This is a genomic window from Halomonas sp. 3F2F (genome assembly GCF_014897805.1).
In the GTDB taxonomy this organism is placed as follows: Bacteria; Pseudomonadota; Gammaproteobacteria; order Pseudomonadales; family Halomonadaceae; genus Vreelandella.
In genome coordinates this window covers 1-16,110 of the sequence record NZ_JABUZE010000065.1, presented here as the reverse complement: position 1 = coordinate 16,110, position 16,110 = coordinate 1, and the positions used below count along the sequence as shown (strand labels likewise).

Annotated in this window: 12 protein-coding genes; 7 read left to right on the top strand and 5 right to left on the bottom strand. The window is 55.5% G+C overall.

Going from position 1 to position 16,110, the window contains the following annotated elements:
• Positions 1 to 160 precede the first annotated feature (160 nt).
• The 7 genes from INT21_RS07230 to INT21_RS07200 all read left to right on the top strand — a co-directional run bounded on the left by INT21_RS07230 (position 161) and on the right by INT21_RS07200 (position 9,708).
• Positions 161 to 1,957 (top strand): ABC transporter ATP-binding protein, encoded by a 1,797-nt coding sequence (locus INT21_RS07230; RefSeq protein WP_193059663.1) that lies wholly within the window; start codon positions 161 to 163, stop codon positions 1,955 to 1,957.
• Positions 1,951 to 3,720, top strand: a complete 1,770-nt coding sequence (locus INT21_RS07225) for an ABC transporter ATP-binding protein (RefSeq protein ID WP_193059664.1) — start codon at positions 1,951 to 1,953, stop codon at positions 3,718 to 3,720. The genes INT21_RS07230 and INT21_RS07225 overlap by 7 nt, the downstream gene beginning before the upstream one ends.
• Positions 3,678 to 4,664, top strand: coding sequence for an ABC transporter permease (locus INT21_RS07220; protein ID WP_446719046.1), 987 nt, complete (start codon positions 3,678 to 3,680; stop codon positions 4,662 to 4,664). The genes INT21_RS07225 and INT21_RS07220 overlap by 43 nt, the downstream gene beginning before the upstream one ends.
• The gene (locus INT21_RS07215; protein WP_193059666.1) at positions 4,661 to 5,608 is read left to right on the top strand and encodes an iron chelate uptake ABC transporter family permease subunit; all 948 of its coding nucleotides are present in this window, start codon (positions 4,661 to 4,663) and stop codon (positions 5,606 to 5,608) included. Before INT21_RS07220 ends, INT21_RS07215 begins: the two co-directional genes overlap by 4 nt.
• Positions 5,605 to 6,381 carry an iron ABC transporter ATP-binding protein gene (locus INT21_RS07210; RefSeq protein ID WP_193059667.1) on the top strand — a complete coding sequence of 259 codons (777 nt, stop codon included), beginning with the start codon at positions 5,605 to 5,607 and terminating at the stop codon, positions 6,379 to 6,381. Before INT21_RS07215 ends, INT21_RS07210 begins: the two co-directional genes overlap by 4 nt.
• Entirely contained in the window at positions 6,378 to 7,346 is a 969-nt protein-coding gene (locus INT21_RS07205; RefSeq protein ID WP_226912765.1) for a siderophore ABC transporter substrate-binding protein, read from the top strand. Before INT21_RS07210 ends, INT21_RS07205 begins: the two co-directional genes overlap by 4 nt.
• Positions 7,347 to 7,464: 118 nt before the next feature.
• The gene (locus INT21_RS07200) at positions 7,465 to 9,708 is read left to right on the top strand and encodes a TonB-dependent receptor (RefSeq protein WP_193059669.1); all 2,244 of its coding nucleotides are present in this window, start codon (positions 7,465 to 7,467) and stop codon (positions 9,706 to 9,708) included.
• A 112-nt stretch (positions 9,709 to 9,820) separates the two neighbouring features.
• Here INT21_RS07200 and urtE read toward each other — a convergent pair whose 3' ends face one another.
• The 5 genes from urtE to urtA all read right to left on the bottom strand — a co-directional run bounded on the left by urtE (position 9,821) and on the right by urtA (position 15,735).
• A complete protein-coding gene (urtE, locus tag INT21_RS07195) occupies positions 9,821 to 10,528 on the bottom strand; it encodes an urea ABC transporter ATP-binding subunit UrtE (protein WP_193059670.1) in 708 nt (235 codons plus the stop codon).
• Positions 10,528 to 11,364: an urea ABC transporter ATP-binding protein UrtD gene (gene urtD, locus INT21_RS07190; protein WP_193059671.1), complete on the bottom strand. Its 837-nt coding sequence runs from the start codon at positions 11,362 to 11,364 to the stop codon at positions 10,528 to 10,530. Before urtD ends, urtE begins: the two co-directional genes overlap by 1 nt.
• Complete coding sequence (urtC, locus tag INT21_RS07185) at positions 11,361 to 12,503, bottom strand: urea ABC transporter permease subunit UrtC (protein WP_226916741.1); 1,143 nt, start codon at positions 12,501 to 12,503, stop codon at positions 11,361 to 11,363. The genes urtD and urtC overlap by 4 nt, the downstream gene beginning before the upstream one ends.
• 24 nt (positions 12,504 to 12,527) lie before the next feature.
• Positions 12,528 to 14,141 (bottom strand): urea ABC transporter permease subunit UrtB, encoded by a 1,614-nt coding sequence (gene urtB / locus INT21_RS07180; RefSeq protein WP_146942377.1) that lies wholly within the window; start codon positions 14,139 to 14,141, stop codon positions 12,528 to 12,530.
• Between the two features lie 241 nt (positions 14,142 to 14,382).
• Positions 14,383 to 15,735: an urea ABC transporter substrate-binding protein gene (gene urtA / locus INT21_RS07175; RefSeq protein ID WP_038479358.1), complete on the bottom strand. Its 1,353-nt coding sequence runs from the start codon at positions 15,733 to 15,735 to the stop codon at positions 14,383 to 14,385.
• Between the last annotated feature and the right edge of the window lie 375 nt (positions 15,736 to 16,110).

Genomic DNA, 16,110 nt, shown 5'->3' with positions numbered 1-16,110 from the left:
TGCAACTATTTTAATTAGTTTATAGACGCTAAACTAATTTTCAATTAATCTCACAAACGCGATTAATTCGCGTTTATATCCAGTGGCAATTCCGGTTCTTTCGACTTGATAGCTCTGAGAGTAATCACTTAAACGCCCCATGACCGAGTAGCAACGATTCATGAACACGCAAACCACGCCGACTGGCCAAGGTCCCATCAGCCGAATACTGGCCCCCATCCGCACACGGCTCTTAATAGCCGCCACCCTGGCGGGCATCGGCACAATCTTCACGATGATACCGCTAGCCGGCATGGCGCACATCGCGCAGATCCTCGCCACCGCTTCAGACCAAGCCTGGGAGTTATCTGCGAGCAGCAAACGCGACATCGCGTGGGTGGTAACAGCCAGTATCGTCAGCGTCTTCATCGGCATGGGAAGCATGTTCCTCGGCGAGCTGATCGCGCATCTGGCGGATAACCGTCTGACACATCATCTACGTCAGGCCGTGCTCAGCCGCTTGGCCCAGGCACCGCTTGGCTGGTTTACCGGCCAAACCTCCGGGCAGGTCAAGCAAGCGATGCAGGATGACATTGCGACGCTGCACAGCCTAACCGCGCACTTCTATACCGCCGTCGGGCGCGCGCTTGGGGCTCTGTCGATCTCAGTGATTTATCTGCTTGCGATGGATTGGCGAATCGCGGTGATAACCCTGTTGCCCCTGCCCGGCTTCTTTCTGTTTCTGCATCGGCTCATGCAATCCAGCAAAGCCAACATGGGAGAATTCGTGATACGGCTTGAGCACATGAACAGTGCCATCAATGAGTTCATTAGCGGCATCCCCGACGTGAAAGCGTTCGGCACCACCGGACAGGCCTATCGCGGTTATCAGGACGCAGTGAATAGCTTTGCCGATGCATTTGATCGCTTTACCCGCCCGTTGGTCGCCTCCATGGCTCATGTTCATGCGATGGTAACGCCGGTGACGATATTGGGACTGACTCTGCTGTGCGGAACAATTTCTGTCGTCAACGGCTGGACGACTCCCGTCGACTTGGTGCCGTTCATTCTGGTGGCGCCAGGGATCTGTGCTCCTTTGCTGCTTCTGCATACCCTGCTGCACGACCTGGGCAGTGCAACCGGCGCTGCGCAACGCGTCATGGCGCTACTTGAAACGCCTATCTTGCAAGCGCCTCTCTCTGACCAGCAGCCACTGCCAGCAAACAACGAAATTCGTTTCGACAACGTGAGTTACGCCTATGATAACGGACATCGTGGGCTCTCGAATCTCGACGTCACCTTTGCCGCAGGAAGTGTCACTGCGATTGTCGGGCCATCTGGAGCGGGCAAGTCGACTTTGGCACGACTGCTATTGCGCTTCTTTGATCCCACCCAGGGGCGCATCACCTTAGGCGGTGTGGATCTGCGCCAGCTCTCAACGGCGACACTTTACCAATATATCGGTTTTGTCCTGCAGGACGTCCGCCTTATCCATGCCAGCATCCGCGACAACATTGCCTTGGGCCGTCCTTCCGCCAGCCAGCAAGAGATTGAGGACGCGGCTCGCGCGGCGAATATTCACGAGCGCATCCTCGCATTACCCGGTGGCTATGACGCTGTCGTTGACGACGCCACCCAACTGTCTGGTGGTGAACAGCAGCGTGTGAGCATTGCCCGCGCCATTTTGCTTGATCCTCCTCTACTGGTGCTGGATGAGGCAACGGCGGCAGTCGACGCGAGTAGCGAACTGGTCATTCAGGAAGCGCTAGCTCGGCTAACCCGCGGACGCACGCTGATCGTCATCTCCCATCGACTCGATACGATCCGATACGCCGATCAGATCCTGGTACTCGATGACGGCATGATCGTCGAGCAGGGCAACCACGATCACCTTCTCACTCAACATGGCCTATATGCCCGCCTTTGGGCCTTGAGCAACGCCACCTCAACGCTGGAATCAGAGGTATCAACGTGCTGAAAATACTGACTCATCTGCTCGGCGAGAACGTCGTGCTCTTACGTCGTTATCTCGGGCTAGCTATTGGCTATGGTTTGCTTAGCGGCCTCACAATCCTGACATTTATCCCCATCATCACCTATTTGATGTCCGGAGATTCGTCCAACGCCAGTGTATGGTTGGCCATACTGCTGCTGGGTATTCTCGCGTGCTGGTTAGTGCGATCACATGTAGAGAAGGCGGGCGTTCGTGTGGGCGTCGCCGTCCTACAGTCTGGGCGTCACCGTCTAGGCAGCCATGTAGCTCGCCTGCCCGTTGGCTGGTTTACCAGCACCAATACTGCGCGTCTTAACCATGTAGTGACTCAAGGTATAATGGCGGTAGCCCAGCTTCCCGCCCACGTTTTCACACCGGTGATCACCGGCCTGGTCGTGCCACTGGTCATCCTAATCGCTCTGTTAGCGCTGCACACGCCGCTCGGTATCGCAGCACTGATAGCATTAGCGCCACTGGTGAGCGTGTTATGGCTCACTTCCAAGCTCACCCGTCACGCCGACCGGGCCTTCCAGCAGAACTTCTCCGAAACCAGCCAGCGGGTAGTCGAATTCGCCAATGCGCAGGCGGTATTACGCGCCTTCAGCGGCGAAGGCCAGAGTACGCGCTTTCTGGAGAACGCACTGGAGAAGCAGCACCATTCCGGCACAAGGCTAGCCTGCCTTTCGGCTTTATCGGCGCTACTCAATACATGGGCAGTGCAGGCGGTATTTGCTGCCCTGCTGATCACCATCATGGTGTGGATCAATACGCTGCTGGGTGAGCCGCTGAAGGCACCTGACGTCACCAGTGTTATTGTGGCGCTGTTGCTGATCAGCCGGTTTATCGAGCCGTTGCTTGATGTGGCCCAGCATAGCGACGTTCTACGCAGCGCCAAAGGGCAGTTGGAGACAATAAAAACTGTTTTCGACGCATCGCCCTTACCCGAGACAACCACGCCTCAGCCGCCGCGTGATACCTCTATCGAACTTCACGCAGTACATTTTCGCTATGCCGCAGATGCGCCCAATGTGCTCAACGGAGTGAGTCTGTCGGTCAAGCCCGGCAGCATGACGGCATTGATCGGCGAATCGGGCTCGGGCAAGACCACTATCGCACGCCTTGTGGCACGTTTTTTCGATGTCGACCAGGGCCGCGTTTTCATTGGCGGTGTCGACGTGCGCGACATGTCCAGTGCTCAGTTGGCAGGCTATGTTAGCCAGATCCTCCAGGAGAGCCATCTGTTTGCTGGCAGCATAGCCGACAACATACGCTTTGGCCGCCCCGAAGCCAGCGATGCCGAGCTAATGGAAGCGGCAAATCTTGCGGGCGTCACAGAGATACTCGAACGCTTACCCCAGGGGCTAAACACGCCGGTGGGCGAAGCAGGTGTCCGCCTTTCCGGTGGAGAACGTCAGCGCATCGCGATCGCTCGAGCACTGATCAAAGATGCTCCCATCTTGCTGGTAGACGAAGCGACGGCCGCACTGGATCCACAGCACCAGGCCATCATTACTCAGACACTGGCACGGCTGCGTGGTCAACGTACGCTATTAGTGATCGCTCATCAGCTATCTACCGTGGCCATGGCCGACCAGATCATCGTACTGGATAACGGTCGCGTCGTGGAGCAGGGTACACCCGCTGAACTACTCGTCCACAAAGGGCATTACGCCACCTTTCTTGGCCAGCGCCAGGCCGCTAAAACATGGCGCATTACACCGAATGCAGAAGGGAGAGAAGACACCTGATGCGTGGGTATCTGCCTTGTCTGTTTGTATTGCTTTGCGGAGTATCGTTACTGATAGGCGCGCAGCAGTTGAGCTGGCACCAACTAATCACTCTGTCGGATGATGCCTGGTTGACGCTCACAGCCAGCCGACTGCCGCGTCTCATCACCGTTATTTTGACTGGTGTAGGTCTGTCGATTTGCGGCGTGATTCTGCAGCACATCGTGCGTAACAAGTTCGTGGAGCCAGCCACCTCGGGCGGGCTTGATGCAGCTAAACTGGGCATTCTCGTATCGCTAACCCTAATGCCTGCAGCTGGCGCTGGATTACGAATGCTTGCCGCGCTGCTCTTTTGCTTCGCTGCAAATGTCGTATTTATCACTATCGTTCGCCGCATCAAGTTCACCAACAGCGTGCTGATTCCCGTCATCGGTTTGATGTACGGCGGCATGCTAAGCGCCCTTACCGAGTTCTACGCCTACCGCCATAACATCTTGCAAAGCATGCAGGGCTGGTTACTGGGCGACTTTTCAAAGATCGTGCAAGGCCATTACGAAATCATCTACCTCATTCTGCCGGTCGTGATGCTTACCTACCTCTACGCCCATCGCTTCACGGTACTGGGCATGGGTGAGGCGGCGGCGGTGAGCCTAGGCATGAATTATCTTGCCATCGCCATACTAGGATTGATGCTGGTGGCCATCACGGTCTCGGTCACGGTCATCGCTGTGGGCGCCATTCCCTTTGTCGGCTTAGTGATTCCCAATTTGGTGGCGCTCTACTACGGCGATAACCTGACTCGCACACTGCCAGTAGTAGCACTGTCGGGGGCAACCTTGCTGCTGGCCTGCGACATTGTGAGTCGGCTGCTGATTTACCCCTTTGAAGTGCCCATCGGCTTAACAACGGCTTGCGTCGGGGGAGTGCTGTTTCTGATCTTGATTATCGGGAGAGCACAACGATGACAGCCAAGACTCTCCACACCGTTTGGGCAGCCGTGATCGTTCTAGCGCTCGCTTTTATCTTCGTGCGCTCAGGACTCGACTTCGACTATGTCATTCCGAAACGACTGGAACGCTTGGCCACTATGGTGATCGGCGGCATCTGCGTCGCTTGGTCGTCCATTGCGTTTCAAAGTCTTACCGGCAACCGGATATTAACGCCCGCCATCATGGGCTACGAGTCCATCTATCTGCTGTTTCAGGCTCTGTTGATGCTGATGCTGGGCACCCGCAGTCTGGTGGTACTCGGCGAGCACGGCAACGTCATACTCTCTATGCTGCTGATGCTTGGCTACTCCTGGGTGCTGCATCGCTGGCTGTTTCGCGATGGTAGAGACAACGTCTATTTCCTGCTGCTAGTCGGACTGGTGCTGACAATGGTCATTACCACCCTTACGCAGTTCATTCAGCTCAAGATGAGCCCGGGCGAATTTTCCATTCTGCTGGGGTACAGCCAAGCCACTTTCGGCAAAGCCAGCGCTGCACAACTGCTCTACGCTACCCCCATCGTGGTCACGATCTGTCTGGTGGGCTACAAGGCCCTTCCGGTGCTCGACGTGCTGTTGCTAGGCCGGGAGCAGGCCATCTCGCTCGGCATCGACTATCGACGTCGCGTACAACGCCAGCTTTTCTTGATTGCCGCGCTGGTAGCCATCTCGACTAGCCTGCTTGGCCCCACGGCATTCATGGGCATTTTCGTGGCCAATACTGCCTACGCGCTGGCAGGCACCTACCGGCATCGAGTCACACTGCCTTTAGGATGCGCCATCGCCATCGCCACTTTCCTCCTCGCCCAACTGCTGGTCGAACATCTCTTTAACTACAAAACCACCGTCAGCATTCTCGTCAACCTCGTATGTGGGGCTTACTTCCTGTCGCTGATGGTGCGGACGCGGGGCACGGCATGATTACGGTTCAAGACCTTCATAAAACCTATGCTAGCCGCACAGTGCTATCGGCTATCAATCTCCGCTTCCCGACGGGTCAATTGACGTCACTGGTGGGCCCAAACGGGGCAGGCAAAACGACCCTGCTGATGATGATCGCAAGACTGCTAAAGCCTTCTCAAGGAGTCATTCGGCTTGACGGCTCCCCGGTAGAGAACATTCGCATCGGCGAGTATGCCAAACGGGTGGCCACGCTGAGACAAACGCCTGAATTCAACTTGCGCCTGACCGTCGAGGAGTTGGTCGCCTTTGGTCGCTTTCCTTACACCCACGGCACACTCACTCAGCACGATCATCAAGTGATCGATGATGCCCTGTCGTTTCTATCGCTGACGGCTCTACGCGGAGCTTATCTGAATGAGCTCAGCGGCGGCCAGCGTCAGATGGCGTTCCTGGCCATGACCATTGCACAGCAAACCGATTACCTGCTGCTCGACGAGCCTCTGAACAACCTCGATATCAAGCATGCCGTTCAGATCATGCAGGCCCTTCGCCGACTCTGCGACGAATATGGACGAACGGTCATTCTGGTCGTCCATGACATCAACTTTGCCGCCAACTACTCCGATTACATTGTCGCCATGAAGGGTGGGGCAGTGCATTGCGATGGCAACGTCACCGACGTCATCACCGAGCAGCGCTTGAGTGAGCTTTATGGACTGAACTTCGACGTCGCCCGTGACGAGCGCGGCTATCTATGCAATTACTTCAAGCCCTCAGGAAACCTGGTATGACGCGATATCTCAACAGTAGCCGCCTGGCACACCTTCTCCTTCTCGCTACGATGGCATTGATGCAAGGGTGCGATCAGGCCAACGACATGCCCACACAGGAGGCCATGACACCGCTAACGATTCAGCACGCGCTGGGAAGCACTGTGATCGACCACCGCCCACATCGAGTCGCAGCGCTCGACATGAATGAAGTCGACTTTTTGGATCAGTTGGACGTTCCAGTGGTGGGCATGCCGAAGGACTTTATTCCCCATTTTCTCAAGGAGTATCGACACAATCCGGCGGTTGAAGATCTGGGCTCTATCGTGCGCCCCAACCTTGAGCGGGTGCATCGAGCCAACCCTGATCTAATTCTCATGACATCGTTACAGGCCAACCATTATCACGAATTAACTCAAATCGCGCCGACGCTCCACTTCGACGTGGATTACCGTAACAGCCAGAGCAACCACATTGACGTTATCAAAGACCATCTCATCGATCTTGGGGAGATCTTTGGCAAGGAGGCGCTGGCCCGTCAACGCACGGCCGAGCTGGACAATACAGTCGAGAAAGTTAGGCGTGTTACTCAGGGCCGACCAGAGAGAGCACTTATCCTGCTGCATAACAATGGCGCTTTCAACTCCTTCGGAGTGCAGTCGCGCTACGGTTTCATCTTCACCGAGCTAGGCGTTGAACCTGCGGCTCCCGGCATCGATACCAGCATGCACGGCCAGCCTGTCTCCAGTGAATTCATTCAACAGGCCGACCCCGACATCATTTATGTCGTGGATCGTACTGCCGTAATGGAGCACCGGCCCGCCATGGATGCCAGTAGCATGGCAAATCCCCTGATACGCCAAACCAGCGCTTGGCGAAATAACCGGGTGATCTATGTCGACCCCGAAGCTTGGTATGTCACCGCCGCCAGCGTGAGCGCCCTAGAGATCATCGCGGATGACATTATCGATGGGTATCGCGACTAGCGACTTAACCAACCAAAGTACTTCAAAAAAGATTTAGCCGACTGCTGTATCGAGCGTTCCAACGACGGCTCGACTGGAGCGGCGTAGCTCCGCCTGTCTGATATAAAAGGAGACCGACATGGCCTTACTTCACCACCCTAAAGCACAACTGGAATGGGCGAGAACACCACTGCGTCTCGCTGCCTGTTTAAGCCCTCCACTGCTCGTCAGGAGCACATTTCCGTTAGCCCTGAGTGCGAGCGCTCTTATGCTGCTTTCTTCACAGGCACTTGCACAGACTGCCGAGGCCACCGAGCAGAGCGAGACGCGTAATGCCGTGGCCTTGGCGCCGGTCACCGTACACGGTGAAGCAACGTCAGTAAACGATACGTACGCAGGTGGCCAGGTGACCTATAGCAATCGAGCCGGTTTTCTGGGCAACAGGGACTTTATGGAAACGCCGTTCAATGCCATCAGCTATACGGATCGCTTTATCCAGGATCAACAAGCCCAAAATATTGCCGATGTCATTGCGGCTACCGATCCGAGCGTATTCAGCAACGGCGTCACCAGTGCCTGGAGCGAGAATTACTCGATCCGCGGATTCAATTCCAGCACCACTGATACGACATTTGATAGCCTTGCCGGGATGGCTCCCTACTACCGCACGTCCCCCGAGATGTTCGAGCGTATTGAAGTGCTCAAAGGGCCTTCGGCGCTACTCAACGGGATGCCACCAGGTGGTTCCGTTGGTGGTGCCATTAATCTGGTTCCTAAGCGAGCTGGCGATGAGCCGCTGACGCGCTTCACCACCACGTACATGTCCGACGCGCAGTTTGGCGGACACCTTGATGTTGGCCGACGTGTGGGAGACAACCAGCAGTTTGGCATTCGCTTTAACGGTGTATACCGCGACGGCGAGGGTGCTGTGAATAACCAGAAGCCAAGCGTTCAAATGGGGGCTCTGGGACTGGACTGGCGCGGTGAGCGAGCACGCCTATCAGCTGACTTGTACAGTGCGGACGACCACATCGATGGGCCAACACGAGGGGTCAACCTGACGCCAGGCCTGGCAGTACCGACACCTCCCGACTCCGATACACTGATCAACCCTGACTGGGCCTTTGCCAACACGCGCGACAAGGGAGCCATCGTGCGTGGCGAATTCGACTTTACCGATGAAATCATGGGGTACGCATCAGTGGGTCGAAGCGAAACGAACTACACCTACAATGGCGCCATGTCATCCTTGGTGCTTGATGATCAAGGTAACTATCGTACAAGCATTGGTCAGCTCGCCTTCGATGTCGAAAAAACATCAGCGGAAGTTGGGGTTCGCGGTCATTTCCAAACCGGCGCCGTCAGCCATGCCATTAGCGTCAATGCCACTCATTACGAGCATGAGCAACATGACTACGGGCGCAGAACCGTTCCCGGTGCAGACTGGGTCACTAATCTATACGATCCGCAGTGGGGCGCCGCTGCCGAATTTATCACCCCACATATCATGCATACAGAGCTACGCTTGAACAGCTATGGTCTGGCGGACACGATTTCATTTGCCGATGATCGCCTACAACTGACCCTCGGCGCCCGACGCCAAGAGGTAGTGAGCGACGCCTACAGCGTGACGAGCGGCGCACGCATCTCCCGCTATGATGAAAGCGCGGTCACCCCCGCTGCAGCGCTACTTTTCAGAGCAACCGACCAGGTATCACTCTACGCCAACTATATCGAGGGGCTCAGTCAGGGGGCCACGGCACCTATGAGTGCTGCCAATGCTGGTGAGGTATTTGAACCTTATAAGACCAAACAAAACGAGATTGGGGTGAAGTTTGACCTAGGCGATTTCTCACACACACTTAGCCTTTATGAAATCAAGCGGCCCAGCAGTTACACCGACCTGGAAACTAATATCTTCTCGTTTGGCGGTGAGCAGCGCAACCGAGGAGCGGAGTGGAACTTCTTCGGCAGCCCGCTTAGCAACCTCCGCTTAATGGGTGGGATTGCCTATGTAGACCCTAAAGTCACCCGCGCCGCTAGCGATGAAAACCAGGGTAGTCAGGCCACTGGCGTGCCCGACCTTCAAGCCAAGCTAGGCGCTGAATGGGATCTATCCGCAGCACCAGGGCTGACACTGACCGCTAATGCCACCGCAATGTCAGAGCAGTATATTAATAGTGACAATTCCTTGTCGGTTCCTGGACACACCATTTACGACGTTGGTGCACGCTACACTACTCACCTTTCCGGCTACCCGTTGACGCTGCGCGCCACTATCGACAATGTAACCGATAAGGCGTACTGGGCCATGCCACAACTCTCAAGCCTTGCACTAGGAGCCCCCCGCACCTTTATGTTTTCGGCCTCTTTAGACTTCTAGATGGCTGAAACAAGCGATGCGCTTGTCCTGGCACCCGTTGTTTTTTCACAACTAGGCTTGTCAATATGCACACCCCACCTGCGCCAGCCAAACGGGCGTAGGTGTGGATAACTTAAACGGTCAGGTGCTGCTTGATCAGTTCGTTAGAAAGCTCGGCGATCTCGCCTTTGGCCACCGGACGGCCACGATCCATAATCACAAAGCGGTCGGCGTATTTGCGGGCAAAAGGTAGCTTCTGCTCAACCAGCAGTACCGTTAAGCCATCCTCTTTAATCAACTGGCGAATCACCTGGCCGATTTGCGCCACAATATTGGGCTGAATGCCCTCCCCGGGTTCATCCAAAATCAGCAGCTTGGGCTCTATTACCAGCGCGCGACCGATGGCGAGCTGCTGCTGTTGCCCACCGGATAAGTCACCGCCACGGCGGTGCTTCATCTCTTTTAAAACAGGGAACAGTTCATAGATACGCTCGGGGATTTTTTTCAGCCCATCACTGCGCGCTGCCAAGCCGGTGCGTAGATTCTCTTCCACGGTGAGCAGCGGAAAAATCTGCCGTCCCTGGGGGACAAAGCCAATACCCAAGCGAGAGCGCGCTTCCACCGCTTTTTTGGTCAGCTCAATGTCGCTACCCTCCCCCTGATAGCGCAGTTGGCCGCTCTTTACGGCCACTTCGCCCATAATGGCTTTCATTAAGGTGGTTTTACCCACCCCGTTGCGGCCCATCACGCAAGTGCACTGGCCTTCAGGCACGTCGAGGTCTAAATCCCACAAGGTGTGGCTTTCCCCGTAGAACTGGTTAAGTTTTTCAATCGCCAGCATTAGGCAGCCTCCTCGTCGTCCGCACCCAGATACACCTCAACCACGTTAGGGTCGCTTGAAACTTGATCCATACTGCCTTCCGCCAGCACGCTGCCTTGGTGCAATACGGTCACTTTACGGGCAATGGAGCGTACAAAGCCCATGTCATGCTCGACCACAACCACCGACTGCTTACCCGCCAGGCCCGTCAGCAGCTCAGCGGTGCGCTCCATCTCCTGTTCCGTCATCCCGGCAACGGGTTCATCTACCAGCAGTAAACGCGGGCGCTGCATTAGCAGCATGCCAATTTCCAGCCACTGCTTTTGGCCGTGGGAAAGAATCCCTGCTGGCTGGTAACGCAGCTCGGTCAGGCCAATCGTTTCAAGCACCTCATTGATACGGTCTTTAATTTCACCGCTCATGCGGGCAGTCAGCGTGGGGAAAATACGCTTGTCGGCGGCCATCGCCAACTCCAGGTTTTCAAACACGCTCAGCGCTTCAAATACCGTGGGCTTTTGGAACTTACGACCAATCCCTAAGCTGGCGATATCCGGCTCATTCATTTGCAGCAGGTTATGACGGCTACCAAACCACACGCTGCCTGCGTTGGGGCGCGTTTTGCCAGTAATGATGTCCATCATGGTGGTTTTACCGGCCCCGTTGGGGCCGATAATGCAGCGCAGTTCACCGTCATCAATAGTCAGGTTTAAGTTATTGATAGCCTTGAAGCCATCGAAGCTCACCGTGACATCTTCCATATACAGAATCGGGCCATGACGCACATCTACCGGTGATGCCTGAGGAGCCATAAAATCAAATACCCGATCCCGCGTGGTTAGCGATTGCAACAAGCTCATGCGGTAGCCTCCTTCGGCAAGGTAGCGGATTTTTTGCGGCGTTTTAGGTGGAGCAATAATCCCGCCACGCCTTTAGGTAGCAACACCGTGACCAAGACAAACATCGCGCCCAGGGCAAACAGCCATGCATCCGGCATCACACCCGTGAAGATGGTTTTGGCGTAGTTGACTAAGATCGCCCCGATAACCGCTCCATAAAGCGTGGCGCGGCCACCCAGTGCCACCCACAGCACAATTTCAATCGAGAAAATCGGTGAGAACTCACTGGGGTTGATAATCCCTACCTGAGGGACATAAAGCGCGCCAGCCAAGCCTGCCAGCATGGCGGAAACCACGAATACAAATAGCTGGAAGCGCTCGACCCGGTAGCCAATAAACCGCGTGCGGGCCTCGGCGTCCCGGGTTGCCACACATACCCGGCCTAGTTTGCTGGTAACAATCGCCCGACACAGGATGTAACCCAGCGCCAGCGCAACCCCGGTGGCAATAAACAGCCCTAAGCGGGTGTCGTTGCTGCGTAGGTTGTAGCCCAGCAGCTCACGAAAATCGGTCAGCCCGTTGTTGCCACCAAAGCCCATCTCATTGCGGAAGAATGCCAGCATCAGGGCAAAAGTCAGCGCCTGGGTAATAATCGACAGATACACCCCAGTGACCCGCGAGCGAAACGCTAAAAAGCCGAAGACCAGGGCCAATAGCCCAGGGGCTAACAGCACCATGGCAAACGCAAACCAGGCCATATCAAAACCGAGCCAGTACCAGGGCAAGCTGTCCCAGTTGAGAAACACCATAAAATCCGGCAGTACCGGGTCACCATAAGTACCGCGATCACCGATTTGGCGCATCAGGTACATGCCCATGGCGTAACCGCCAATGGCAAAAAACGCCCCGTGGCCCAGGCTCAGAATGCCCAAATAGCCCCATACCAAATCCACCGCCACTGCCAGCAGCGCGTAGCTTAAGTACTTACCGAACAGATTCACGGTATAAGCATTAACGTGCAGCGGGTGGCCTTGGGGCAGCGCTAAATGGAGCACCGTAACCAGCAACAGGGCGGCAAACAGCACGCCAAGAAAAATCTGCGTGGCCCGTTCGCTAAACGGGCGGGTTAGCCAAAACTGGCGTGAAGATGATTGCGTCATTAATGAGATCGTTGATGACATCGCTTAGCCCTCCGCAGCCCGGCCCTTCTGCGGGAAGAGTCCACGCGGGCGTTTTTGAATAAACAGAATGATGAACACCAGGACAATAATCTTGGCCAGCACGGCGCCCGCCCAGGGTTCCAACACCTGGTTGATAATGCCCAGGGAAAGCCCAGCCACCAGAGTGCCCCATAGATTTCCCACGCCGCCGAAAACGACGACCATAAAGGAATCAATAATGTAGTTCTGGCCCAGATTGGGGCCAACGTTGGTCAGCTGTGATAACGCAACGCCTGCCAAACCAGCGACGCCAGACCCTAATGCGAAGGTCATAATATCGACCCGCGTGGCACGGATACCCATGGAGCGTGCCATGGCGCGGTTTTGGGTCACTGCACGCACTTCAAGCCCTAGTCGCGTGCGGCGCATAATCAGCATCAGCGCGGCAAACACCACCAGTGCAAAACCGAGTACAAACATACGATTAAGAGTCAGCGACAGCGCATCGTTAATCACTAATGAACCGCTCATCCATTCGGGCGTTATGACCGTACGGTTTAGCGGTGAAATCACCGTTCTCACCAGCTGCTGTAAAATCAGGCTGATACCGAACGTCGCCAGCAACGTTTCCAGCGGACGCCCCTTCAGGAACTGAATAACGCCCCGCTCAATGGCAATGCCCACCAGCGCGGCCACCATAAAGCCCGCAGGGATCGACAGAATTAGCGCCAATCCTGGCTGGCCGGGCAACAGCTGCTGCATCATCCAGGTGGTATAAGCGCCGAGCATGATTAGCTCACCATGAGCCATATTGATAACGCCCATCACGCCAAAGGTAATGGCCAGGCCAATCGCCGCCAACACCAGTACCGAGCCAAGCGAAAGCCCGAAGTAGAGTGTTTCCAGGCCACGGTTAATTTTGAGATTCTGCTCGATGCTGCTCAGCGCTTCATTGGCGGCATCGGCAATCATGGGGTCATCGCTATTCGCCGCGCGACTAAGCGCTACTCGAACACGTGGATGCAAACTGCCTCGCAGCGTTTCAACGCCTTCAAGCTCGCCGCTTTCAACTTGGTAAATCGCCAGCGCCTGGGTCAGCCTGCGCACTACCTCAGCGTCTTCTTCGTCAGCAATCAGTTGACTGAGCGGTTCGGCCAGCTCCTCATCGACCTCGCCCAGTAAGCGGCTGGCGGAAGTACGCCGGCGCTCAACGTTTGGCGAATACAAGTCCACTACGGCAATAGCGCTGCGTAGCTGATTGCGTAGATTGTTATTAATGCCTATACGATCCAGGTCGCGGCGGGACATCTCCCCCAGCGGTTCATTGGTCAGCGCATCTGCAACTGGCCAATCGCGACCTTGATTGTCGAGCACCACCACAAAACGACCGTCGTCAGTGCGCTGCAAGCGACCGTCCAACAAGGACTGCAGCCAATCACGCGCGCGCTCATCATCGCTTTGCAAAATAGCGTTGATCGCTTCGCCTTTGGCGGAATAGGAACGCACGTCCAGCGCGTTTAGTAGCTCAAGCGCCGCTGCGTCATCAGCCTCAACGGTGGCGCTTGTTTGTGCCTGGGCGGTGACTGTGACGCTTAACAACAGCAGACACAGCAACCCTAAGGAAAAGAAACGCCTCATGGGGTTCTTCCTTTGGTTAACAAAAAGGGGGGAACTGAAGATAACGGTGCCAAGAACAAGTTTCCGCGAGGGCGCTGTGAACCCATCCATGGGCGCTACTTTCGCCATCTGACCGCCATGGATGGCGGAAATGCCGGAATAGCCAGGAGCATTTTCCGGCCATGGCGAAAGCCCCTCGCTTCAACCTGTCCTTACACCACAGCGTTAACAGCGGTCATTTCCCTGCTATATATCGCTTTACTTACTCAGCGAGAGCCGCTTCGGCTTCTTCTGCTGCGGTGCTGCCACCACACGAGCCGTTCACCACGTTGAAGTTGCCGCACTCCATGGGCTTGCGCCAATCGGCAATCAAATCACGTGAGCCAGGCAGGTAGTCAGACCAGGCATCGCCCGCTACGGTAGAAGGCGTTTGCCAGACAATATCGAACTGGCCATTGTCTTGAACTTCACCAATCAGTACCGGTTTAGTGATGTGATGGTTGGGCATCATCGCCGCATAGCCACCGGAAAGGTTAGGCACGGCAACACCGATAATCGCGTCTTTCACCGCATCCACGTCGGTAGTGCCTGCTTTACGCACCGCTTCGGCCCACATGTTGAAGCCAATGTAGTGCGCTTCCATGGGGTCGTTAGTGACGGCCTCTTCGTCGCCGGTGTAGTCGATCCAGGCGTCGATAAAGTCGTAGTTGTCATCAGTATCGACGCTCATAAAGTAGTTCCAGGCCGCCAAGTGGCCGACTAGCGGCCCCGTATCGATGCCGGTGAGCTCTTGCTCGCCCACAGAGAAGGCGATGACCGGAATATCGGCAGCATCGATGCCTTGGTTAGAAAGTTCGGTGTAAAACGGCACATTGGCATCGCCGTTAATCGTCGAGATAACCGCCGTGGGTTTACCCTCTTCACCAAAGCGGCGTATTTCTGACACGATATTCTGCCAGTCTGAATGGCCGAACGGCGTGTAGTTGATCATGATGTCCTCATCAGCGATGCCATGCTCATCTTTGAGGAACGCTTCGAGAATACGGTTGGTGGTGCGCGGATAGACGTAGTCGGTGCCGACCAGCGCAAAGCGTTCGATGCCGACTTCGTTAATCAGATACTCAACCGCAGGAATCGCCTGCTGATTGGGGGCGGCACCGGTATAAAAGACGTTTTCCGAGGACTCCTCACCTTCATACTGCACCGGGTAGAACAACAGGCCGTTAAGCTCTTCCACTACCGGTAGTACTGCCTTACGGGAAACGGAGGTCCAGTTGCCGAAGATCACGTCGACCTCTTCTTGCGCCAATAGCTCTCTTGCACGCTCAGCAAATAGCGGCCAGTTAGAGGCAGGGTCGACAACCACTGCTTCAAGCTGGCGACCCAGCAAGCCACCCGCGTCGTTTTGCTGTTCAATAAGCATCTCAACGGTATCTTTAAGCACCGTCTCACTGATCGCCATGGTGCCGGAGAGTGAGTGAAGGATACCGACCTTGATTGGATCATCATCCTGGGCAATGGCCTGTGTACTGGCCCCCATAACGGCGGCGGCCATTAAGGCAGTAGCGAAACGGCCAACGGTACGAGGGTGTGTCTTGCGCTGCAATGTGGTCACTTGAACCTCCTTGCGCCCCTTATGACGGGGCTCGTTATTTGAGCTTCGCGGCCAAGGACTCCCGTTATGTAACGCGGGAACAATTATTACGGGGCTTGGTGCATCCACTAGCTCCTAGCTTTTGCAAGGTTTGCGCCACACGACAAAAAGAAACACTAAAAATATTAAAATCAAAAAGTTAGTTATAGAAAAAGTAGTCCCGTTTTCACCGACCGCACTACCGTGGCGCGCCAACATCCAAAAAATGCACGCTGTTTATGCACCACAACGACACCTCGCACCAATAGTGCGCTTTGCGTTGCATACGGCGATTAATCCCGCCCCATTGCTTGATCGAGTAGGAAGGGGAGTCGCCTCCCCTGTCCTCTCACACCA

Bases quoted from the DNA above. Each gene is read 5' to 3' on its own strand.
- INT21_RS07230 (WP_193059663.1), top strand. From the start codon at position 161: ATGAACACGCAAACCACGCCGACTGGCCAAGGTCCCATCAGCCGAATA.
- INT21_RS07220 (WP_446719046.1), top strand. From the start codon at position 3,678: ATGGCGCATTACACCGAATGCAGAAGGGAGAGAAGACACCTGATGCGT.
- INT21_RS07215 (WP_193059666.1), top strand. From the start codon at position 4,661: ATGACAGCCAAGACTCTCCACACCGTTTGGGCAGCCGTGATCGTTCTA.
- INT21_RS07210 (WP_193059667.1), top strand. From the start codon at position 5,605: ATGATTACGGTTCAAGACCTTCATAAAACCTATGCTAGCCGCACAGTG.
- INT21_RS07205 (WP_226912765.1), top strand. From the start codon at position 6,378: ATGACGCGATATCTCAACAGTAGCCGCCTGGCACACCTTCTCCTTCTC.
- INT21_RS07200 (WP_193059669.1), top strand. From the start codon at position 7,465: ATGGCCTTACTTCACCACCCTAAAGCACAACTGGAATGGGCGAGAACA.
- urtE (WP_193059670.1), bottom strand. From the start codon at position 10,528: ATGCTGGCGATTGAAAAACTTAACCAGTTCTACGGGGAAAGCCACACC.
- urtD (WP_193059671.1), bottom strand. From the start codon at position 11,364: ATGAGCTTGTTGCAATCGCTAACCACGCGGGATCGGGTATTTGATTTT.
- urtC (WP_226916741.1), bottom strand. From the start codon at position 12,503: ATGACGCAATCATCTTCACGCCAGTTTTGGCTAACCCGCCCGTTTAGC.
- urtB (WP_146942377.1), bottom strand. From the start codon at position 14,141: ATGAGGCGTTTCTTTTCCTTAGGGTTGCTGTGTCTGCTGTTGTTAAGC.